Origin of the sequence: Bacillus sp. FSL K6-2861 (assembly GCF_038630725.1) — a bacterium.
GTDB lineage: Bacteria > Bacillota > Bacilli > Bacillales > Bacillaceae > Bacillus > Bacillus velezensis.
In genome coordinates this window covers 2,841,889-2,859,931 of sequence record NZ_CP152037.1, presented here as the reverse complement: position 1 = coordinate 2,859,931, position 18,043 = coordinate 2,841,889, and the positions used below count along the sequence as shown (strand labels likewise).

Annotated in this window: 16 protein-coding genes and 1 other annotated feature; of the genes, 14 read left to right on the top strand and 2 right to left on the bottom strand. The window is 47.8% G+C overall.

Features of this window, described 5'->3' with window-relative positions:
• Positions 1–8: 8 nt before the first annotated feature.
• Complete coding sequence (locus NYE62_RS14115) at positions 9–500, bottom strand: hypothetical protein (RefSeq protein ID WP_007612894.1); 492 nt, start codon at positions 498–500, stop codon at positions 9–11.
• 194 nt (positions 501–694) lie between these two features.
• Between NYE62_RS14115 and hemA the strand changes: the two genes are divergently transcribed.
• The 8 genes from hemA to ysxE all read left to right on the top strand — a co-directional run bounded on the left by hemA (position 695) and on the right by ysxE (position 9,922).
• Complete coding sequence (gene hemA / locus NYE62_RS14110; protein ID WP_060562760.1) at positions 695–2,062, top strand: glutamyl-tRNA reductase; 1,368 nt, start codon at positions 695–697, stop codon at positions 2,060–2,062.
• 7 nt (positions 2,063–2,069) lie between these two features.
• A complete protein-coding gene (locus tag NYE62_RS14105) occupies positions 2,070–2,900 on the top strand; it encodes a cytochrome c biogenesis protein (RefSeq protein ID WP_007408154.1) in 831 nt (276 codons plus the stop codon).
• A 34-nt stretch (positions 2,901–2,934) separates the two neighbouring features.
• The gene (gene hemC, locus NYE62_RS14100) at positions 2,935–3,876 is read left to right on the top strand and encodes a hydroxymethylbilane synthase (RefSeq protein ID WP_342497010.1); all 942 of its coding nucleotides are present in this window, start codon (positions 2,935–2,937) and stop codon (positions 3,874–3,876) included.
• Positions 3,866–4,645, top strand: a complete 780-nt coding sequence (locus tag NYE62_RS14095; protein ID WP_342497009.1) for a uroporphyrinogen-III synthase — start codon at positions 3,866–3,868, stop codon at positions 4,643–4,645. Before hemC ends, NYE62_RS14095 begins: the two co-directional genes overlap by 11 nt.
• A 5-nt stretch (positions 4,646–4,650) precedes the next feature.
• Entirely contained in the window at positions 4,651–5,625 is a 975-nt protein-coding gene (hemB, locus tag NYE62_RS14090) for a porphobilinogen synthase (RefSeq protein ID WP_342497008.1), read from the top strand.
• A 28-nt stretch (positions 5,626–5,653) separates the two neighbouring features.
• Entirely contained in the window at positions 5,654–6,943 is a 1,290-nt protein-coding gene (gene hemL / locus NYE62_RS14085) for a glutamate-1-semialdehyde 2,1-aminomutase (protein WP_342497007.1), read from the top strand.
• Positions 6,944–7,075: 132 nt separating this feature from the next.
• Positions 7,076–8,866 (top strand): LysM peptidoglycan-binding domain-containing protein, encoded by a 1,791-nt coding sequence (locus NYE62_RS14080; RefSeq protein WP_342497006.1) that lies wholly within the window; start codon positions 7,076–7,078, stop codon positions 8,864–8,866.
• Positions 8,867–8,899: 33 nt separating this feature from the next.
• Complete coding sequence (gene ysxE / locus NYE62_RS14075) at positions 8,900–9,922, top strand: spore coat protein YsxE (protein ID WP_342497005.1); 1,023 nt, start codon at positions 8,900–8,902, stop codon at positions 9,920–9,922.
• A 14-nt stretch (positions 9,923–9,936) separates the two neighbouring features.
• On the opposite strand, the gene NYE62_RS14070 is transcribed toward ysxE, so the two are convergent.
• Positions 9,937–10,128, bottom strand: a complete 192-nt coding sequence (locus NYE62_RS14070; protein WP_003152639.1) for a hypothetical protein — start codon at positions 10,126–10,128, stop codon at positions 9,937–9,939.
• A gap of 172 nt (positions 10,129–10,300) precedes the next feature.
• Positions 10,301–10,522, top strand: a binding site (T-box leader).
• 58 nt (positions 10,523–10,580) lie between these two features.
• Here NYE62_RS14070 and NYE62_RS14065 point away from each other — a divergent pair.
• The 6 genes from NYE62_RS14065 (at position 10,581) to radC (ending at position 18,031) form a co-directional block, all read left to right on the top strand.
• Positions 10,581–13,223: a valine--tRNA ligase gene (locus tag NYE62_RS14065; RefSeq protein ID WP_095352882.1), complete on the top strand. Its 2,643-nt coding sequence runs from the start codon at positions 10,581–10,583 to the stop codon at positions 13,221–13,223.
• 58 nt (positions 13,224–13,281) lie between these two features.
• Positions 13,282–14,574, top strand: coding sequence for a folylpolyglutamate synthase/dihydrofolate synthase family protein (locus NYE62_RS14060; RefSeq protein WP_095352883.1), 1,293 nt, complete (start codon positions 13,282–13,284; stop codon positions 14,572–14,574).
• A gap of 139 nt (positions 14,575–14,713) precedes the next feature.
• Entirely contained in the window at positions 14,714–15,466 is a 753-nt protein-coding gene (locus NYE62_RS14055; protein WP_012118107.1) for an A24 family peptidase, read from the top strand.
• A gap of 126 nt (positions 15,467–15,592) precedes the next feature.
• Positions 15,593–16,594, top strand: a complete 1,002-nt coding sequence (locus NYE62_RS14050; RefSeq protein ID WP_095352884.1) for an SPOR domain-containing protein — start codon at positions 15,593–15,595, stop codon at positions 16,592–16,594.
• Between the two features lie 140 nt (positions 16,595–16,734).
• Entirely contained in the window at positions 16,735–17,304 is a 570-nt protein-coding gene (locus tag NYE62_RS14045; RefSeq protein WP_015417926.1) for a Maf family protein, read from the top strand.
• A 31-nt stretch (positions 17,305–17,335) separates the two neighbouring features.
• Positions 17,336–18,031, top strand: coding sequence for a DNA repair protein RadC (gene radC / locus NYE62_RS14040; protein ID WP_007408165.1), 696 nt, complete (start codon positions 17,336–17,338; stop codon positions 18,029–18,031).
• Positions 18,032–18,043: the final 12 nt, after the last annotated feature.

The following is an 18,043-nucleotide window of genomic DNA, read 5'->3' as shown; positions in this document are numbered from 1 at the left end:
TTTGGGTTTTATCGTATAGTTTTGTTCCGCTTGATAAACAATAATAAAAGGCTGATTCCGATGAAAACATACGGCCAGTATGTTTTGAAGTGTTCCGTCGGAATATGGACGGACTCCAGCCACGCCGTAATTTGTTTAAAGAAGTATAAAAAGAGGGAAAAACCAATCATGGCAACCGCTTCGTATACATATTCTTTTCTGGCTGCCGCAAATAAGGAGAATCCGAAGACGAAGAGAATCATTTCAAAATCTCCCGGCCACCATGAGAGCTCAGGTTTGGCGAAAAAGTGTAAACCTATGCCGAAAAGAAGCATGCCGATCAGGACGTGAGGCCCGGCCGCTTCCTTTTTGCCCTGATACAAGAGCACGGCGCCCAAAAGCATAAGGAGCACCGGCCATTCTCCCTGATTCTCAAACAGGTGAACCTGTCCGCTCTGAAGCCATGCGAATAATGAAGCGGCAAGCAGAAGTCCCGGTAATAAAATTGATGTTTTTTTCATCCTGTCACCTACCCGCAGTAAAGGATTTTTAGTATGATGATTACAGTGGAAACGAGCTTTTTATACTATAGCATAACATTTTTGAAATCTGTTCACATTTTCCCGAAGAAACTATGTTATAATTATTATAAATAATAAATTCTATGTTAGAATGATTATAAATAAATTGCGATGTACGGGGGTGCATGAAAGCGATGCATATTCTTGTTGTGGGAGTAGATTATAAATCCGCCCCTATTGAAATACGCGAAAAAATAAGTTTTCAGCCGGATGAGCTTGCAGAAGCGATGCTTCGTTTAAAAGAAGAAAAAAGCGTTCTTGAAAACATTATCGTGTCAACCTGCAACCGCACCGAAATATATGCGGTGGTCGACCAGCTTCATACCGGCCGTTATTATATAAAAACATTTTTATCCGAATGGTTCTCGCTGCCGAAAGAAGAGCTGTCTCCGTTTCTGAAATTTTATGAGAGCGACGCGGCGATCGAGCATTTATTCCGTGTGGTGTGCGGCTTGGATTCCATGGTCATCGGAGAAACGCAAATACTCGGCCAGGTCCGCTCAAGCTTTAAAACGGCGCAGGCAGAAAAGACGATCGGCACCATTTTCAATGAGCTGTTTAAACAGGCGGTGACCGTCGGCAAACGCACGCATGCTGAAACCGATATCGGCGCCAATGCCGTTTCCGTCAGTTACGCCGCCGTTGAACTCGCGAAAAAAATCTTCGGCTCATTGTCAAATAAGCACATTTTGATTCTCGGTGCGGGAAAAATGGGCGAGCTCGCCGCAGAAAACCTGCACGGTCAGGGCATCGGCAAAGTAACGGTCATCAACAGAACGTTTTTGAAGGCAAAAGCGCTCGCTGACCGTTTCTCCGGAGAAGCGCGCAGCTTAAACCAGCTTGAACATGCACTTGCTGAAGCTGATATTTTAATCAGTTCGACAGGCGCAAGTGATTTCGTCGTGTCTAAAGAAATGATGGAGAGAGCGGGCAGACAGCGGAAAGGCCGCCCGTTATTTATGGTGGATATCGCTGTGCCGCGAGACCTCGATCCGGCGCTGAACGATCTTGAAGGTGTTTTTCTGTATGATATTGATGACCTTGAAGGAATCGTTGAAGCCAACTTACAAGAACGCCGTGAAACCGCTGAAAAAGTCGAGCTGTTTATTGAAGCGGCAATTGTTGAGTTTAAGCAGTGGCTTAATACGCTCGGCGTCGTGCCGGTCATTTCGGCGCTGCGTGAAAAGGCGCTGTCCATCCAGTCCGATACGATGCAGAGCATTGAGCGCAAGCTGCCTCATCTTACGGTAAGAGAGAAAAAACTTCTCAGCAAACATACGAAAAGCATCATTAACCAAATGCTGCGCGACCCGATTCTGAAGGCGAAAGAGCTTGCGGCCGAAGCGGATTCAGATGAAAAGCTGAAGCTGTTTATGCAGATTTTCGATATTGAGGAAGAGGCCGGCCGCCAGCTGGACAAAAGTCTGGATAACCGTCAGACGGTTCATTCGTTTCAAAAGGCAGAAGCAAAAACGGGCTTACGTCCGCTTGTAAGTGAGTGAGGGCTGTATGATTGATACAGCAATGGCAAGACTTAATGAAGCGACAATTGTTATTTATGCAGTAAGCGTCCTTTTTTACTTTATAGATTTTCTTCAACACAACCGGAAGGCTGGGAAAATGGCCTTCTGGTTGCTTTCTATTGTCTGGACTCTGCAAACCGTCTATCTTTCTTATTTCATGTGGCAGACGGGCAGATTTCCGGTCTTGAATATTACAGAGGCCCTTTACTTTTATGCGTGGGTGCTTGTCACGCTCTCACTTGTGGTCACTCAGATTCTGCGTGTTGATTTTATCGTGTTTTTCACGAATGTCATCGGTTTCTCGATGATTGCGATCCATACGTTTTCACCGACGGATCAGCATTCGGCCGCTTTTTCCGGCCAGCTGGTCTCAGAGCTTTTGGTCATTCATATTACAATGGCGATTCTGTCTTACGGCGCTTTTTCCCTTTCTTTTGTCTTTTCGCTTCTTTATCAGTTTCAATATTCTTTATTAAAGAAGAAAAAGTGGGGAAAATGGCTGTTGAGAATTGAAGATTTGTCAAAACTTGATTATATGGCTTACGTTTTAAATGTCATCGGGGTTCCGATGCTGCTGTTGAGCCTGATATTAGGCGTGATCTGGGCGTATGTGTCGCTGGAAACGCTGTACTGGTTTGATTCAAAAGTGCTCGGTTCGTTTATTGTGCTGCTTTTATATAGCTACTACTTATATATCAGAATGATTAAGGAACTGCAGGGAAAAGTGGCGGCGTTATGGAATTCAGCATGTTTTCTCGTGCTGATGATTAATTACTTCCTGCTCGGAAGCCTGTCGCAATTCCATTGGTTCAGTTAACGCACGCGCCCAAACAGATTCGGGAGGAAAGAAAATGAGAACGATTAAGGTAGGTTCCAGACGGAGCAAACTGGCTATGACCCAGACAAAATGGGTGATTAACAAACTGAAGGAATTGAACCCTTCCTATAACTTTGAAATCCGGGAGATTGTCACAAAAGGCGACCGCATCCTTGATGTTACGCTGTCAAAAGTGGGCGGCAAAGGTTTGTTTGTCAAAGAGATTGAACAGGCGCTGCTGCATCAGGAGATTGATATGGCGGTTCACAGCATGAAAGACATGCCCGCGGTTTTGCCTGAGGGTCTTGTCATAGGATGCATACCGAAACGTGAGGATCCGCGTGATGCGCTGATTTCAAAGGGGCATCAAAAGCTGGACGACATAAAAGAAGGAGGCATCATCGGCACCAGCAGTTTAAGAAGAAGCGCCCAGATTCTTGCTGAACGCCCTGATCTTACAATTAAGTGGATCAGAGGCAATATCGATACGAGACTTCAAAAGCTTGAAACGGAAGATTACGATGCTATTATTTTAGCGGCTGCGGGACTTTCGAGAATGGGCTGGAAAGATGATGTCGTATCTGAATTTCTCGAACCGGACCGCTGTCTGCCTGCGGTCGGCCAAGGCGCTCTTGCCATTGAATGCAGAGAGTCGGATGAGGAGCTTTTGAAGCTGTTTGCGCAATTTACCGATGAGTATACGCAGCGCACGGTGGCAGCCGAACGGGCTTTCTTACACGCGATGGAAGGCGGCTGCCAAGTGCCGATAGCCGGGTATGCGTACGTCAATGACCGGGATGAGGTTGAATTGGTCGGTCTTGTCGCGTCTCCGGACGGAAAGACGATTTATAAAGAAACAGCGGCGGGACATGATCCGGAAGAAATTGGAAAACGCTGTGCGGCGATGATGTCTGAAAAAGGAGCCAAAGCACTAATCGACAGCGTGAAACAGGAGCTCGATCAGGATGGCAAATGACCTTCCTTTACAAGGAAAGACCGTGCTTGTCACTCGGAACAAAAGACAGGCCGCTCCGTTCCGAAAAAAAGTAGAGGCGCTCGGCGGAACGGCTGTTTCCGCTTCGCTGATCGCTTTTCAGGAAGCGCTCCCGGATGAATGTGCGGACAGTCTGCGGGAAGACCTTTCTGAGCCGGGATGGCTTGTGTTTACAAGCGTAAACGGTGTCCAGTTCTTTTTTTCCTATCTTGATCGGCACGGTCTTGCGCTTTCGGGACGGAAAAAAATCGCAGCCGTCGGTGAAAAGACTGCGCGCGCCTTGAAAGAGCGGGGAGCCCGGACGGATGCGATGCCTGACGAGTATGTGGCGGAATGTCTGGCTGATACTTTAAAACGGCACGCATCAGCTGCCGAACCCATTTCAGTGATAAAGGGCAATTTATCACGCGATGTCATAAAAGCGGAGCTTGAGCCGCTTGGCTATCAAATAAGGGAATGGGTGTTATACAATACCATTCAGGATGAAAAAGGCATGGACGAGCTGAGACGGGCTGCATCCCGCTCTCATTTTGATTTTATTACGTTTACCAGCTCATCGGCGGTGCATACGTTTATGCACGCGGTCGGAGACGGAGAAAAAGCGTGGGAAAACAGCGGTGCGAGCTATATCAGCATCGGCCCTTTGACAGAGAAAGCGCTCTTGGAATACGGGATCTCATCCCATGTGCCTGACACTTATACGATTGAAGGCATGCTGGACGTCATGTGCAGTATGTCGGGAAAGGATTGATAATGATGAATCAAACATTTAACAGACACCGCCGTTTGCGCGCGAACGCTGCGATGAGAGATTTAGTAAAAGAAACACGTCTTCACCCCTCAGATTTTATTTACCCGTTATTTGTCGTTGAAGGGCTCGAAGGAAAAAAAGAAGTTCCTTCCATGCCGGGGGTTTATCATGTATCACTTGATTTGGTAAAGGATGAAATGGCTGAGCTGATATCGCTCGGCATTAAGTCGGTCATCGTTTTCGGCGTGCCGGAAGAAAAAGACGCCTGCGGAACCCAGGCTTTTCACGATCACGGCATTGTGCAGAAAGGGATTGCTGAAATTAAAAAGCATTATCCTGAAATGATCGTAATCGCTGATACGTGTCTCTGTGAATACACGGATCACGGCCATTGCGGCGTCGTGAAAGACGGAGAAATCCTCAATGACGAGTCGCTTGAACTGCTGGCTCAGACAGCCGTCAGCCAGGCCAAAGCCGGCGCTGACATCATCGCTCCTTCAAATATGATGGACGGTTTTGTCACAGTGATCAGGGAAGCGCTCGACAAAGAAGGATTCACGAATATTCCGATCATGTCTTATGCCGTGAAATATTCAAGTGAATTTTACGGTCCGTTCCGCGACGCGGCTGACAGCACGCCGCAGTTCGGAGACCGAAAAACATATCAGATGGATCCGGCCAACCGCTTGGAAGCGCTTCGTGAGGCTGAATCAGACGCGGCAGAAGGCGCTGACTTTTTAATCGTCAAACCGTCTATGTCATACTTAGATATTATGCGTGATGTGAAAAACCGCCATCACCTGCCGCTGGTCGCATATAATGTGAGCGGGGAGTATTCCATGGTGAAAGCGGCAGCCCAAAACGGCTGGATTAAAGAAAAAGAAATGGTGCTGGAAATTTTAACGAGCATGAAACGTGCAGGAGCCGATCTGATTATGACGTATCATGCAAAAGACGCAGCAAAATGGCTTGCTGAGTAACGATTTCATTTGACGGGAGCTGAGGCAGATGAGAAGCTATGAAAAATCAAAAGCCGCTTTTAAAGAAGCGCAGAAACTGATGCCGGGCGGAGTGAACAGCCCGGTGCGCGCGTTTAAATCAGTCGATATGGACCCGATTTTTATGCAGCGCGGAAAAGGATCGAAAATATTTGATATTGACGGCAATGAATATATCGACTACGTCCTGAGCTGGGGGCCGCTCATTTTGGGCCACACGAACGACCGGGTCGTTGAAAGCCTGAAAAAAGTAGCTGAGAACGGGACAAGTTTCGGGGCATCTACTGAAGTGGAAAACGAACTGGCCAAATTGGTCATTGACCGTGTGCCGTCTGTTGAAATCGTACGGATGGTCAGCTCCGGCACAGAGGCGACAATGAGCGCCCTGCGTCTGGCAAGAGGATATACCGGCCGAAACAAAATTTTGAAATTAGAAGGCTGTTACCACGGCCATGGTGATTCACTGCTGATCAAAGCGGGATCCGGAGTGGCGACACTCGGCCTTCCGGACAGCCCGGGCGTGCCGGAAGGAATAGCAATGAATACGATTACCGTTCCATACAACGACTTGGAAAGCGTTGCACTCGCATTCCGGGAGTACGGTGAAGATATTGCCGGGGTCATTGTTGAACCGGTAGCAGGCAATATGGGCGTTGTTCCGCCGCAGGAAGGCTTTTTACAAGGACTTCGCGACATGACGGAACAGTATGGCGCGCTGCTCATTTTTGATGAGGTCATGACCGGTTTTCGCGTGGATTATAACTGTGCGCAAGGGTATTTCGGCGTGACGCCTGACTTAACGTGTCTCGGCAAAGTCATCGGCGGCGGTCTTCCTGTCGGTGCGTATGGCGGAAAAGCTGACATTATGGAACGAATCGCGCCGAGCGGTCCGATCTACCAGGCTGGAACATTGTCAGGAAATCCGCTTGCCATGACAGCGGGACTTGAGACGTTACAGCAGCTCACACCTGAATCTTACCAAGAATTTGTGAAAAAAGGCGATATGCTTGAAGAAGGCATTTCAAAAGCAGCTGAAGCACATGGCATTCCGCACACGTTTAACCGGGCGGGTTCAATGATCGGCTTCTTTTTCACAAATGAGCCTGTCATTAACTATGAGACAGCCAAATCTTCTGATTTAAAGCTGTTCGCCAAATATTATAAAGGGATGGCTGATGCAGGCGTATTTCTGCCTCCGTCTCAATTTGAAGGATTGTTTCTCTCCACTGCGCATACAATGGAGGATATTGAAAAAACCATTCAAGCCGCTGAGAAAGTGTTCCAGGCGATCAGCCGCTGATACCGAAAAGCCGATGCAAGCAAGACTTGTATCGGCTTTTTTCAATGCCTCCATTATCATATTTCCCCGGATTGCGGCATACACCTTTAGTGACATCTAATTGTATGGATTAGATGAAAGGAGGATATGAACTTGCCGCATAATCACCGATTGCAATTTTCTGTTGAAGAATCAATCTGTTTCCAAAAAGGACAGGAAGTTTCTGAATTACTTTCGATTTCATTAGACCCTGACATCAGGGTGCAGGAAGTAAATGATTATGTCTCAATTAAAGGATCATTAGAACTTACTGGCGAGTACAACATAGATCACAGCAGTCATTTTGAAGAGCTTGACAGGGAGCTGAGGCATGTAGAGGAAGTGAGGGCGAGGGAGGATGGCACGGCCGAGCTCATTCATTGTTTCCCGGTGGACATTACGATTCCGAAAAATAAAGTGAGCCACCTCAATGATGTTTTCGTATTTATCGATGCCTTTGATTATCAGCTGACGGATTCAAGGATCTTAACCATTCAGGCTGATTTGGCAATTGAAGGGCTGCTTGAGGAATCCGAGCCAAAAGAGCCGGAGATCCCTTTGTACGTGGCGCCTGAATTTGCCAGAGAAGAAATGATCAATCTTGCCGGACATCATTCGGAGGACGAAAACCAACCAGAATTAATGATACGCCATGAGCCTGAAATACCTTTGAGTGTATCAAAAGAAGCAGCACAAGAAACCGAGGAAGAAACCCCGCCTTTACTCAGGCAGGAGGAAGAAGAGCAGGGAGCTGCCCCGATTCTGAGGGAGCGGGAAGAAGAAGAGCAGAAAGCTGCCCCGATTCTGAGGGAGCGGGAAGAAGAAGAGCAGGAAGCTGCCCCGATTCTGAGGGAGCACAAAGAAGAAGAGGAAGAAACTGCCCCGATTCTGAGGGAGCACAAAGAAGAAGAGGAAGAAACTGCCCCGATTCTGAGGGAGCAGGAAGAAGAAGAGCAGGAGACTGCCCCGATTCTGAGGGAGCGGGAAGAAGAGGAGCAGGAAGCTGCCCCGATTTTGAGGAAGCGGGAAGAAGAAGAGCAGGAGACCGCCACGGTTCTGAGGGAGCAGGAAGAGGTGCCGAAACCTGTTTCCTTTACTGAGCCTCCTCCTCCCGTTTCCTTCCAACACGAAGAAGAGCCGGAAGAAGCTGAGGAGCCTGCAATCATGTCGGCTGTGAGGAATGAACCTGTATTTGAGGATGATTCAGCAGAAGTGCAGGAAGAGCCAAAAGATGATAACGAGCCGGTTTTCCCTGCGTTCACTCTGACTCCGCATTCAGAAAAGCCAAAAATTGCGGAACAGCCCTTCCTTCAAAAAGAAGAGCAGCCAGAGGCCGAGCCGCTTCTCCGTCAGAGCGATCATGAGGCGGCAGAAGACGAAGATGAGCCTGCGGTTTTTCAAGAAGAGCAGGCGCCCGTTTATCGCGAGTTCGTTCCGGAACAGCAGGAAGAGGAGTTTTACAGCGCTCCTAAGCTGCTTGAAGAAGAGGCTCAGGATGAAGTAGGGTTCGAAATTGAGGTAAGGAAGATGGCGCCGCCGGAGGAAACCGGGAAGCCTCTCGATTTGTCTTTTCAGTTTTCCAAACTGCCGCCTGAGGAGCCGGCGCAAGCTGAACCGCCTGAGCCGCTTAAGTCTGAAAGAAAGAATGAAGAAGCGGCACCGGGAACCGAGCAGAAGGAAAATGACAACTCTCATTACTTGACAAAATTATTTACAAGGGAAGAAGAAAAGTTTTCAAGAATGAAAATTTGTATCGTACAGCAGCAAGATACTATCGACCGGGTGTGTGAACGATATGACATAACATCCCAGCAGCTCATCAGAACGAATGCTTTATCGTTTGATGACGAGCTTGAAGAAGGTCAGCTTCTGTATATACCTGAATATAATAACAGCCATGCGTAAGCACAAAGAGGCCGTAAAAATGTGGTGAATGGAATGGAAGCAGTCCAATCAGTGCTTCAGGAATACGGGCTGGCGGCTGAGTATATTGAGCCTGTCAGCCCGCATGTTTGGAAGGTCTACTCAAACTACGGCATTTTTGCTTTGAAACAGCTCAAGCCGGCCCGCAGCAGTGAATTTACGGATCTTATGATTGAGATTGAGGAGAAAGGCTACCGATCATTTGTGCCGATCTGCCGCACGTATGCCGGCGGTTTTTTTGCGGGAAGACAGACGGAGAATTCTTATTATTTAATGCCTTGGCTTCAGTACGATCAGGAAGAGGAACGGGACCAAAAACATGTTTACCTTTTTAAAGAGGTCGCGAAGCTCCACTCCGCGACTGTGCGGGACATCCACATCCGGACTGAAGATATCAGCGGCTTTTATGAAGCAACGAAAAGAGATTGGGAAAATGATAAGCTTGTCTATGAACAATTCGCCGACCGGGCGGAAAAAGAGTGGTACCTTTCACCTTTTGAACTGCAAGCTGTTACGTATCTTACAGAAACGGTTTCCGCCGTCAATTTCGCTCTGGAACGTCTGGAAGAATGGTTTGACGCGGCAAAGGGTCATGACAAGACGAGAGCGGTGATCAACCACGGCAGCTTATCGAGCCGCCACTTTCTGTATAATGATGCGGGATCGGGCTTTTTCACGAATTTCGAGAAAGCTGCGCTGGGCCCTCCGCAAAACGACCTGCTCGGCTTTTACTCCAGAATGTTCAGAAGCTATCCGAAAGCATGCCCGGAGTGTCTGGACTGGTTTTATACGTATCACAAATCATTCCCGCTCCGTGAAGCGGAAATCAGCCTGTTTCTCAGTTATATGGCTTATCCGTCCGCCATGTACAAAGTGCTGAAACGGTATCAGACCGGCCAAAGGGGCTCTGAAAAAGAAGAGTGCACGCAATTATTAAGAGCGTTTTGGCAGATGAAAAATGTTGAGCCTTTTCTCATGAAGGTTCATCAGATTGAGCGGGAGAAAAAAATAAAAGCGGAAAACGAGTCCTCTTCATAACGGGACTCGTTTTTTTATATCCATTCCAAATGCAGGGCGCACGCTAAAAACAGCAGGATGGCAAGCAGCAGGACATCAAAAGTCGTCGGAAAGAAAATCGTCCTGATCCCCTGAAAGATCGTAATCGGGATAATGACTTGCACGGATACAAGGCGGACCTGTCTGGCCCACTGGGGGAGCGAATAAGAATTGAATTTTTTTCTCACGGGCAATTCCTCCTCACATTCGCCTTTCTATGTATCGTATGTAAGGGAAAGGGCGGGGTGCATGCCCATTTATGTATGACGGCAGCGGTTTTTGGAAAAGATGATTGACGAATCAAAAACACTTTTACTATAATAAAGAACATAATAAATAAGATCATGAGCTGATATAAATACACCTGCTTTGAACGGGAAGAGTACAAGAAAGACGCATGAAGAGAGAGAAGCTACTGTGCTGAAAGGCTTCTTATGCCGTCTCATTGGAAGGTCGCCCGGGAGCATAATTTCTTGAACATACAGTAGAGAAATTCGGGCCGCACCCGTTATCCGTTTAAGTGCATGAACAAATCTGTTCATGAAAAAAGGTGGTACCGCGAAAGAGCTTTTCGTCCTTTATCAGGATGAAGGCTCTTTTTTAGTTGCTCAGCCATTTCTAAACATGCTGGAGGGTTATCATGGATACAAACGAACAAACAATGCCGACAAAATATGATCCGTCTGCGATTGAAAAAGGCCGCTATGATTTTTGGCTGAAAGGAAAATATTTTGAAGCGGGCGGCGATCAAACGAAACAGCCGTATTCTGTCGTCATTCCGCCGCCGAACGTGACGGGCAGGCTGCACCTCGGACATGCGTGGGATACGACGCTGCAAGATATCGTTACGCGTATGAAACGCATGCAGGGCTATGACGTGCTCTGGCTTCCGGGCATGGACCACGCCGGCATCGCCACTCAGGCAAAAGTCGAAGCGAAACTCCGCGAACAGGGCACAAGCCGTTATGATCTCGGCCGTGAAAAGTTTTTAGAAGAAACGTGGAAGTGGAAGGAAGAGTATGCTGATTTCATCCGCAGCCAATGGGCCAAGATGGGACTCGGACTCGATTATTCGCGCGAACGTTTCACTCTTGATGAAGGGCTGAACAAAGCAGTGCGGGAAGTATTCGTCAAGCTGTACAAAAAAGGCTTGATTTACAGAGGCGAATATATCATCAACTGGGACCCTGCCACAAAAACGGCTTTATCCGATATTGAAGTAATTTACAAAGACGTACAGGGCGCGTTTTATCATTTGCGCTATCCGTTAGCAGACGGTTCAGGCTCAATTGAAATCGCGACCACCCGTCCGGAAACGATGCTTGGCGACACGGCTGTCGCGGTTCATCCTGAAGATGAGCGCTACAAGCACTTAATCGGCAAAACGGTGATTCTGCCGATTACAAACCGCGAAATTCCGATCGTCGGCGATGATTATGTTGATATGGAATTCGGATCAGGCGCCGTTAAAATCACGCCTGCCCATGACCCGAATGATTTTGAACTCGGAAACCGCCACAATTTAGAGCGGATTCTCGTCATGAATGAAGACGGAACAATGAATGAAAAAGCGCTGCAATATAACGGCATGGACCGGTTTGAATGCCGCAAAAAACTCGTCAAAGATCTTCAGGAATCCGGTGTTCTCTTTAAAATCGAAGACCATATGCATTCTGTCGGACATAGTGAGAGAAGCGGCGCCGTTGTTGAGCCGTACCTGTCCACACAATGGTTTGTCAAAATGCAGCCGCTGGCCGATGCTGCGGTTGACCTTCAGTCAAAAGAAGAGAAAGTTCACTTCGTTCCTGACCGGTTCGAGAAAACGTACCTGCACTGGATGGAAAATATCCGTGATTGGTGTATTTCCCGTCAGTTGTGGTGGGGCCATCGCATCCCGGCTTGGTATCATAAAGAAACAAAAGAAGTGTACGTCGGCCTTGAGGCGCCTAAGGACAGTGAAAATTGGGAACAGGATTCAGACGTGCTTGATACATGGTTCAGCTCCGCGCTTTGGCCGTTTTCTACAATGGGCTGGCCTGATGAAAACGCTGAAGACTTTAAGCGGTATTACTCAACCGATGTTCTTGTAACGGGATATGACATCATTTTCTTCTGGGTATCCCGGATGATTTTCCAAGGTCTTGAGTTTACCGGCGAGCGTCCGTTCAAAGACGTGCTGATTCACGGCTTAATCCGTGACGAGCAGGGCAGAAAAATGAGTAAATCCCTTGGGAACGGCGTGGACCCGATGGATGTCATCGACAAGTACGGAGCGGATTCCCTGCGCTATTTCCTGGCAACCGGAAGTTCACCGGGACAGGATCTCCGTTTCAGCTATGAAAAAGTGGAATCCACATGGAATTTCGCAAATAAAATTTGGAACGCCTCCCGTTTTGCATTAATGAACATGGACGGCATGACGTATGACGAGCTTGATCTGTCCGGTGAAAAATCAGTTGCTGATAAGTGGATCCTCACAAGACTGAATGAAACGATAGAAGACGTAACCCAGCTTGCGGATCGTTATGAATTCGGCGAAGTCGGACGCCACCTGTACAACTTTATCTGGGACGATGTGTGCGACTGGTATATCGAAATGGCAAAGCTTCCGCTGTACGGGGAAGATGAAGCGGCGAAGAAAACAACCCGTTCTGTTCTGGCATACGTGCTTGACCAGACGATGCGTCTTCTTCACCCGTTTATGCCATTCTTAACGGAAGAAATCTGGCAGCACCTTCCTCATGAAGGCGAGTCAATCACGATCAGCTCTTGGCCGGTTCCGGTGCCGGAACATACGGATAAAGAGGCAGCGGCGGATATGAAACTGCTCGTTGAATTAATCCGTTCTGTCCGCAATATCCGGAGCGAAGTCAACACGCCGATGAGCAAGCAGGTTGAGCTTTACATTAAAACATCTACCGAAGACATTGCCGGCCGCCTTGAGAAGAACCGTTCTTACGTTGAACGCTTTACGAATCCGAGCACGTTGAAAATCGGGACGGATATCACTGCGGCAGACAAAGCGATGACAGCGGTCGTCACCGGAGCGGAAGTCATTCTGCCGCTTGAAGGGCTGATTAACATTGATGAGGAGATCGCCCGTCTGCAAAAAGAATTCGACAAGCTGACAAAAGAAGTCGAACGCGTTCAGAAAAAACTCGGCAACGAAGGATTTATTAAAAAAGCTCCTGAGCATGTCATTGAAGAAGAACGCGGAAAAGAGAAAGACTACACGGCAAAACGCGAAGCTGTCCGGCAGCGGATTGCAGAGCTGAAAGGCTGATAAAACAGCGGGGCGGTTTCCTAAGAAACCGCCTTGTCGTATAAAAGAGGGGATTTCATTGTTTAATACGTACAAAGAAGCGATCAGCTGGATTCACGGCAGACTCAAGTTCGGCGTTAAGCCGGGCCTTCTCCGTATGGAAAAGCTGATGGAAAAACTGGAACACCCGGAAAAGAACATTCGCGCCATTCATGTGGCGGGCACAAACGGCAAAGGATCGACCGTCGCTTTTATCCGTTCCGTGCTTCAAGAAGCCGGTTATACGGTCGGCACGTTCACATCGCCTTACATTATTACGTTTAATGAGCGTATCAGCGTCAACGGCACGCCGATTTCTGATGAGGAATGGAGAACGCTCGTTAATGACATAAAACCGATAGTCGATGAGCTTGATAAGACCGATGCCGGAACGGTGACAGAATTTGAAATCATTACAGCGTGTGCATTTTTATATTTTGCGAAGCGGGCTGATATCGATTTTGTCATTTTTGAAGCGGGGCTCGGCGGCACATTTGATTCAACCAATATTGTGAATCCGCTCCTGTCGGTCATTACAAGTATCGGACATGACCATATGGCGATTTTAGGAAATACCATCGAGGAGATCGCCGGGCAGAAAGCCGGTATCATTAAAAATTCCATTCCGGTCATTACGGGCGTCAATCAGCCGGAAGCACTCGGCGTCATTGAAGCGGAAGCCGAAAAAAAGCAGGCTCCGTATCAGTCACTATATAAAACGTGCAGACTGTTTAATGAAGCGGCGCTTCCGTCCGGTGAAAGCTTTTCGCTGGAAACGGAAACGAAATGCTATGAAAACATTCAAACGTCGCTGATCGGCATTCACCAAAGGCAGAATGCGGCATTGGCGATATTGGCCGCTGAATGGCTGAATCGCCTGGAAGCCGCAGCCATTTCTGAAGAAGCGATGCGAAACGGCCTGAAAAAAGCATCGTGGCCGGGCCGGTTTGAACGTCTTCAAAGCCGCCCTTTAGTGTTTGCGGACGGCGCGCATAACGAAGAGGGCGTTGAAACGCTGACAGAAACGATCCGGCAGCGCTTTGCCGGTAAAAACGTCCATGTCGTATTCAGCGCATTAAAAGACAAACCGTATCAGGAAATGATTAAAAAGCTTGAAGCCGAAGCAGACTCCATTCACTTTGTATCATTTGACTTTCCGCGTGCTTCAAGCGCCGAAGCCCTTTATAACGCAAGCAGTCTAGCGGATAAGAGCTTCGATGAGAACCCGGACAGTGTGAAAGAATGGATAGAACAAAAAGACGGGGCGGATGATGTCATCATCATTACCGGCTCCTTATATTTTATTTCAGAAATGAGAAAGCGGCTTATCTGACAGCCCCTCGGATGCCCGGCAGACCATTTTACGGTTTTGCCGGGTGTTTTTATGCTGAAAATATATTTTCAGCCATTTCAGTCATGGTGTTTTTCTTTGCTATAATCTGAGCCAGATTGATAGTAAAGGTGTGGTCTGAGTGCTTTTGATTCTGTTTTTTCTCGGCTTGATTTTCGGTTCTTTTTTTTATACAGCAGCGTGCCGTATCCCGCTGCGAATTTCGGTTATTTCGCCGCGTTCAGCCTGTTCGTTTTGCCGGTTGCCGCTCTCTTGGGGGGAGCTTGTGCCTGTCGTTTCCTATATTCTGCAAAGAGGCAGATGCAGAAACTGCCGTGCGAAGCTGTCGGTTATGTATCCGGCGGCGGAATGCTGGACGGCGTGTTTATTCACGGCTGCAGGCATTCATTTCGGTTTCTCAAAAGAACTGTTAGTCGCGCTGTTATTTCTGTCTCTGCTCATGATTGTTACTATGACGGATCTGCAATATATGCTGATTCCTGACAAGGTTCTGCTGTTTTTTCTTCCGCTTTTCATCGCTGGCCGTATGTTTTCTCCGCTGGATTCATGGTATGCAGGGTTTGCCGGAGCCGTTTGCGGATTTTTTCTGCTTGTTTTTATCATGTTTGTCAGTAAAGGAGGCATCGGCGCAGGTGATGTGAAACTGTTTGGGGTGATCGGCCTGACGCTCGGCGTGAAGCTCGTGCTCATTGCATTCTTTCTTTCCGTTATGATCGGAGCCGTATACGGTATGTGCGCCGCAGCCCGGGGCAGGCTTGGTAAAAAGCAGCCATTTCCGTTTGCGCCGGCCATCTCAGCCGGGAGCGCTTTGAGTTATTTATACGGTGAAGAGCTGTTTTCGTTTTACATCAAGCTCGCTTCAGGCGGGGCTTGAAAAATTTGGCGAACGTTTTTTGGACAAGACGACAAAAGTCTTGTTCTTTTTTTTTTCGCCTATGCTAAAGTGTGAACCATGATCAGTTCAAGGTACGGCCAAGACGAATGCAAGGGGGAAGAGACGTTGAAAAAAAGGAAGAGCAAAAAGCACAGCAACGCAAAAAACAATGCCCTTAAAGTAACCATTAACGGACAAGAAGAAACGATGTATGGACAAGAAGATGTGAAAGCAGGCGGGGAGAAAACCGTCACATTTTCAAATTGGGAAGAAACAAAAAAGGCGGAGCAGGAGACCGCCGCATCCCATGAAGATCCGAAAGAAGAAGATTTCAATTGGGATCATGAGAAGAATTCTGAGGTATTTGAAGATGACCCGAAAGTCGTTCCGCCATACCAGAAGAAAAAAAACGGCCCTCATTTTCCGAAAAAAAAGCAGCCGTCTTCTCCAGTTAAAAAAGCGGTCACGACAATTGCCGTTGCGGCTGTTTTAGGCACCGGGCTCGGCCTTGTCGCCTTAAATATGTCGGGAAGTAAAGAAGCCTCCGCTCCGGCATCAGCTGACAAAGGTTCACAAGGGCAGACGGCGAAAGCGGGAGATGTTTCTAAAGACAAATCTGAAACAGCCGGCACAGGAGATGCGGAATCTTCAGAGGGAAACTATAAAACATATGCGGTGCAGGCCGGAAAATTTTCATCAGAAAAAGGAGCGCAAACGCTTGTTGACCAGCTGACTGAAAAAGGATACTCGGCCGTCTCTCTGGCAAAAGAAGACGGATACACATACGTGATCGCCGGGCTTGCAGCGGAAAAAAGCTTATCACAGCAATTGGGTCAGACACTGATAGACCATGATTTTGAGGCTTGGGGCGGAAAAGAGCTCAGCTTTGCGGTCGATTCAGGACTGGAAGACTCTTTTAAACAGGCATCTGAGCTCTCCGCCAAAGCGATTACCGGCAAAGATCTTTCAAAAACGGAAGTGGCTGAAGCGGCAAAAGCGGCAGACGGTGCAGACGCCGCTGACAAAAAGCAGAAAGAGGCCGTCCTTCAAGCGCTGAAAGAACTGGAAACGTCGGGTTCGGAATCCGGCTGGAAAGCCCAAAAAGAGCTTTTAAGTGTTGTAAAATAGTATCTCATTTCCCGTCATCCGGCGGGATTTTTTATTTTGTCATCAAAAAGTTATTTTTCTGAAATTGTGGTTGCCCGTTTGATTTGGTAGGATAGACAAGTATCTTTTTTTCTTAAGCAAACCCTGAAAGGATGACAATCATGACAAAACGCTTAATACTCGCATCACAATCTCCGCGAAGAAAAGAACTCCTTAATCTTCTTCAGATTCCTTACAGCATTATTGCAAGCCGCACAGAAGAAAAATTAAATCGAAACCTTTCGCCGGAAGAAAACGTCCAATGTTTGGCCGAGCAAAAAGCCGGAGCTGTATTGGCCGAAAATCCCGATGCAGTCGTTATCGGGGCTGACACGATGGTGTGCATAGACGGCGAATGCCTCGGCAAACCGCGTGACAGGGAAGAAGCGGCACACATGCTGCGGAGGCTTTCCGGCCGAAGCCATCAAGTCATTACGGCGGTCAGCATTCAGACGCATGACCGGAAAGAAACGTTCTGTGACACGACGGAAGTGACGTTTTGGCCGCTCAGTGAAGACGACATACAGCTCTACATTGAAACAAAAGAACCGATGGATAAAGCAGGTGCATACGGCATCCAAGGAAAAGGCGCGCTTTTAGTGAAAAAAATAGACGGTGATTTTTATTCTGTCGTCGGGCTTCCTGTCGCTAAAACAATGAGAGCCTTGAAAGAATTTAATATAAAAGCTTGATGTTCAAACCGGGAAGGGGAACAAGGAGGGGTTGATCATCCGTGATCTGCCGTTAAAATTAAGAGATTTCCCCGAAAAAGAAAAACCGAGAGAGCGGCTTCTGCACTTCGGAGCCGAACATCTCTCTAACAATGAATTGCTCGCCATCCTGCTGCGGACGGGAACGAAACATGAGTCCGTCATGAACCTCGCTCACCGGCTGCTGCGGACGTTTGACGGGCTGCGACTGTTAAAAGGCGCCTCTGCCCAGGAGCTTTCCAGCATTCCGGGAATCGGCACGGTGAAAGCCGTTCAGATTCTTGCCGCAATTGAGCTGGGGAGCCGCATTCATAAGACATCCGCCGGGGAGCATTGCGTCATCCGCTCTCCGGAAGACGGGGCGAAGTATGTGATGGAGGATATGCGCTTTTTATCCCAGGAGCATTTTGTCTGTTTATATTTAAATACCAAAAATCAAGTCATTCATAAACGCACCGTTTTTATCGGAAGTCTGAATTCATCTATTGTCCACCCGCGGGAGGTGTTTAAAGAAGCTTTCAAACGATCCGCCGCGTCCTTCATTTGTGTTCACAATCATCCTTCAGGAGATCCTACACCGAGCAGGGAAGATATAGAGGTAACCAGGCGGCTTTTTGAGTGCGGAAATTTAATCGGCATCGAGCTGCTGGATCATTTGGTCATTGGTGACAAAAAATTTGTGAGTTTAAAGGAAAAAGGATATTTGTAACACTTTTTTTTT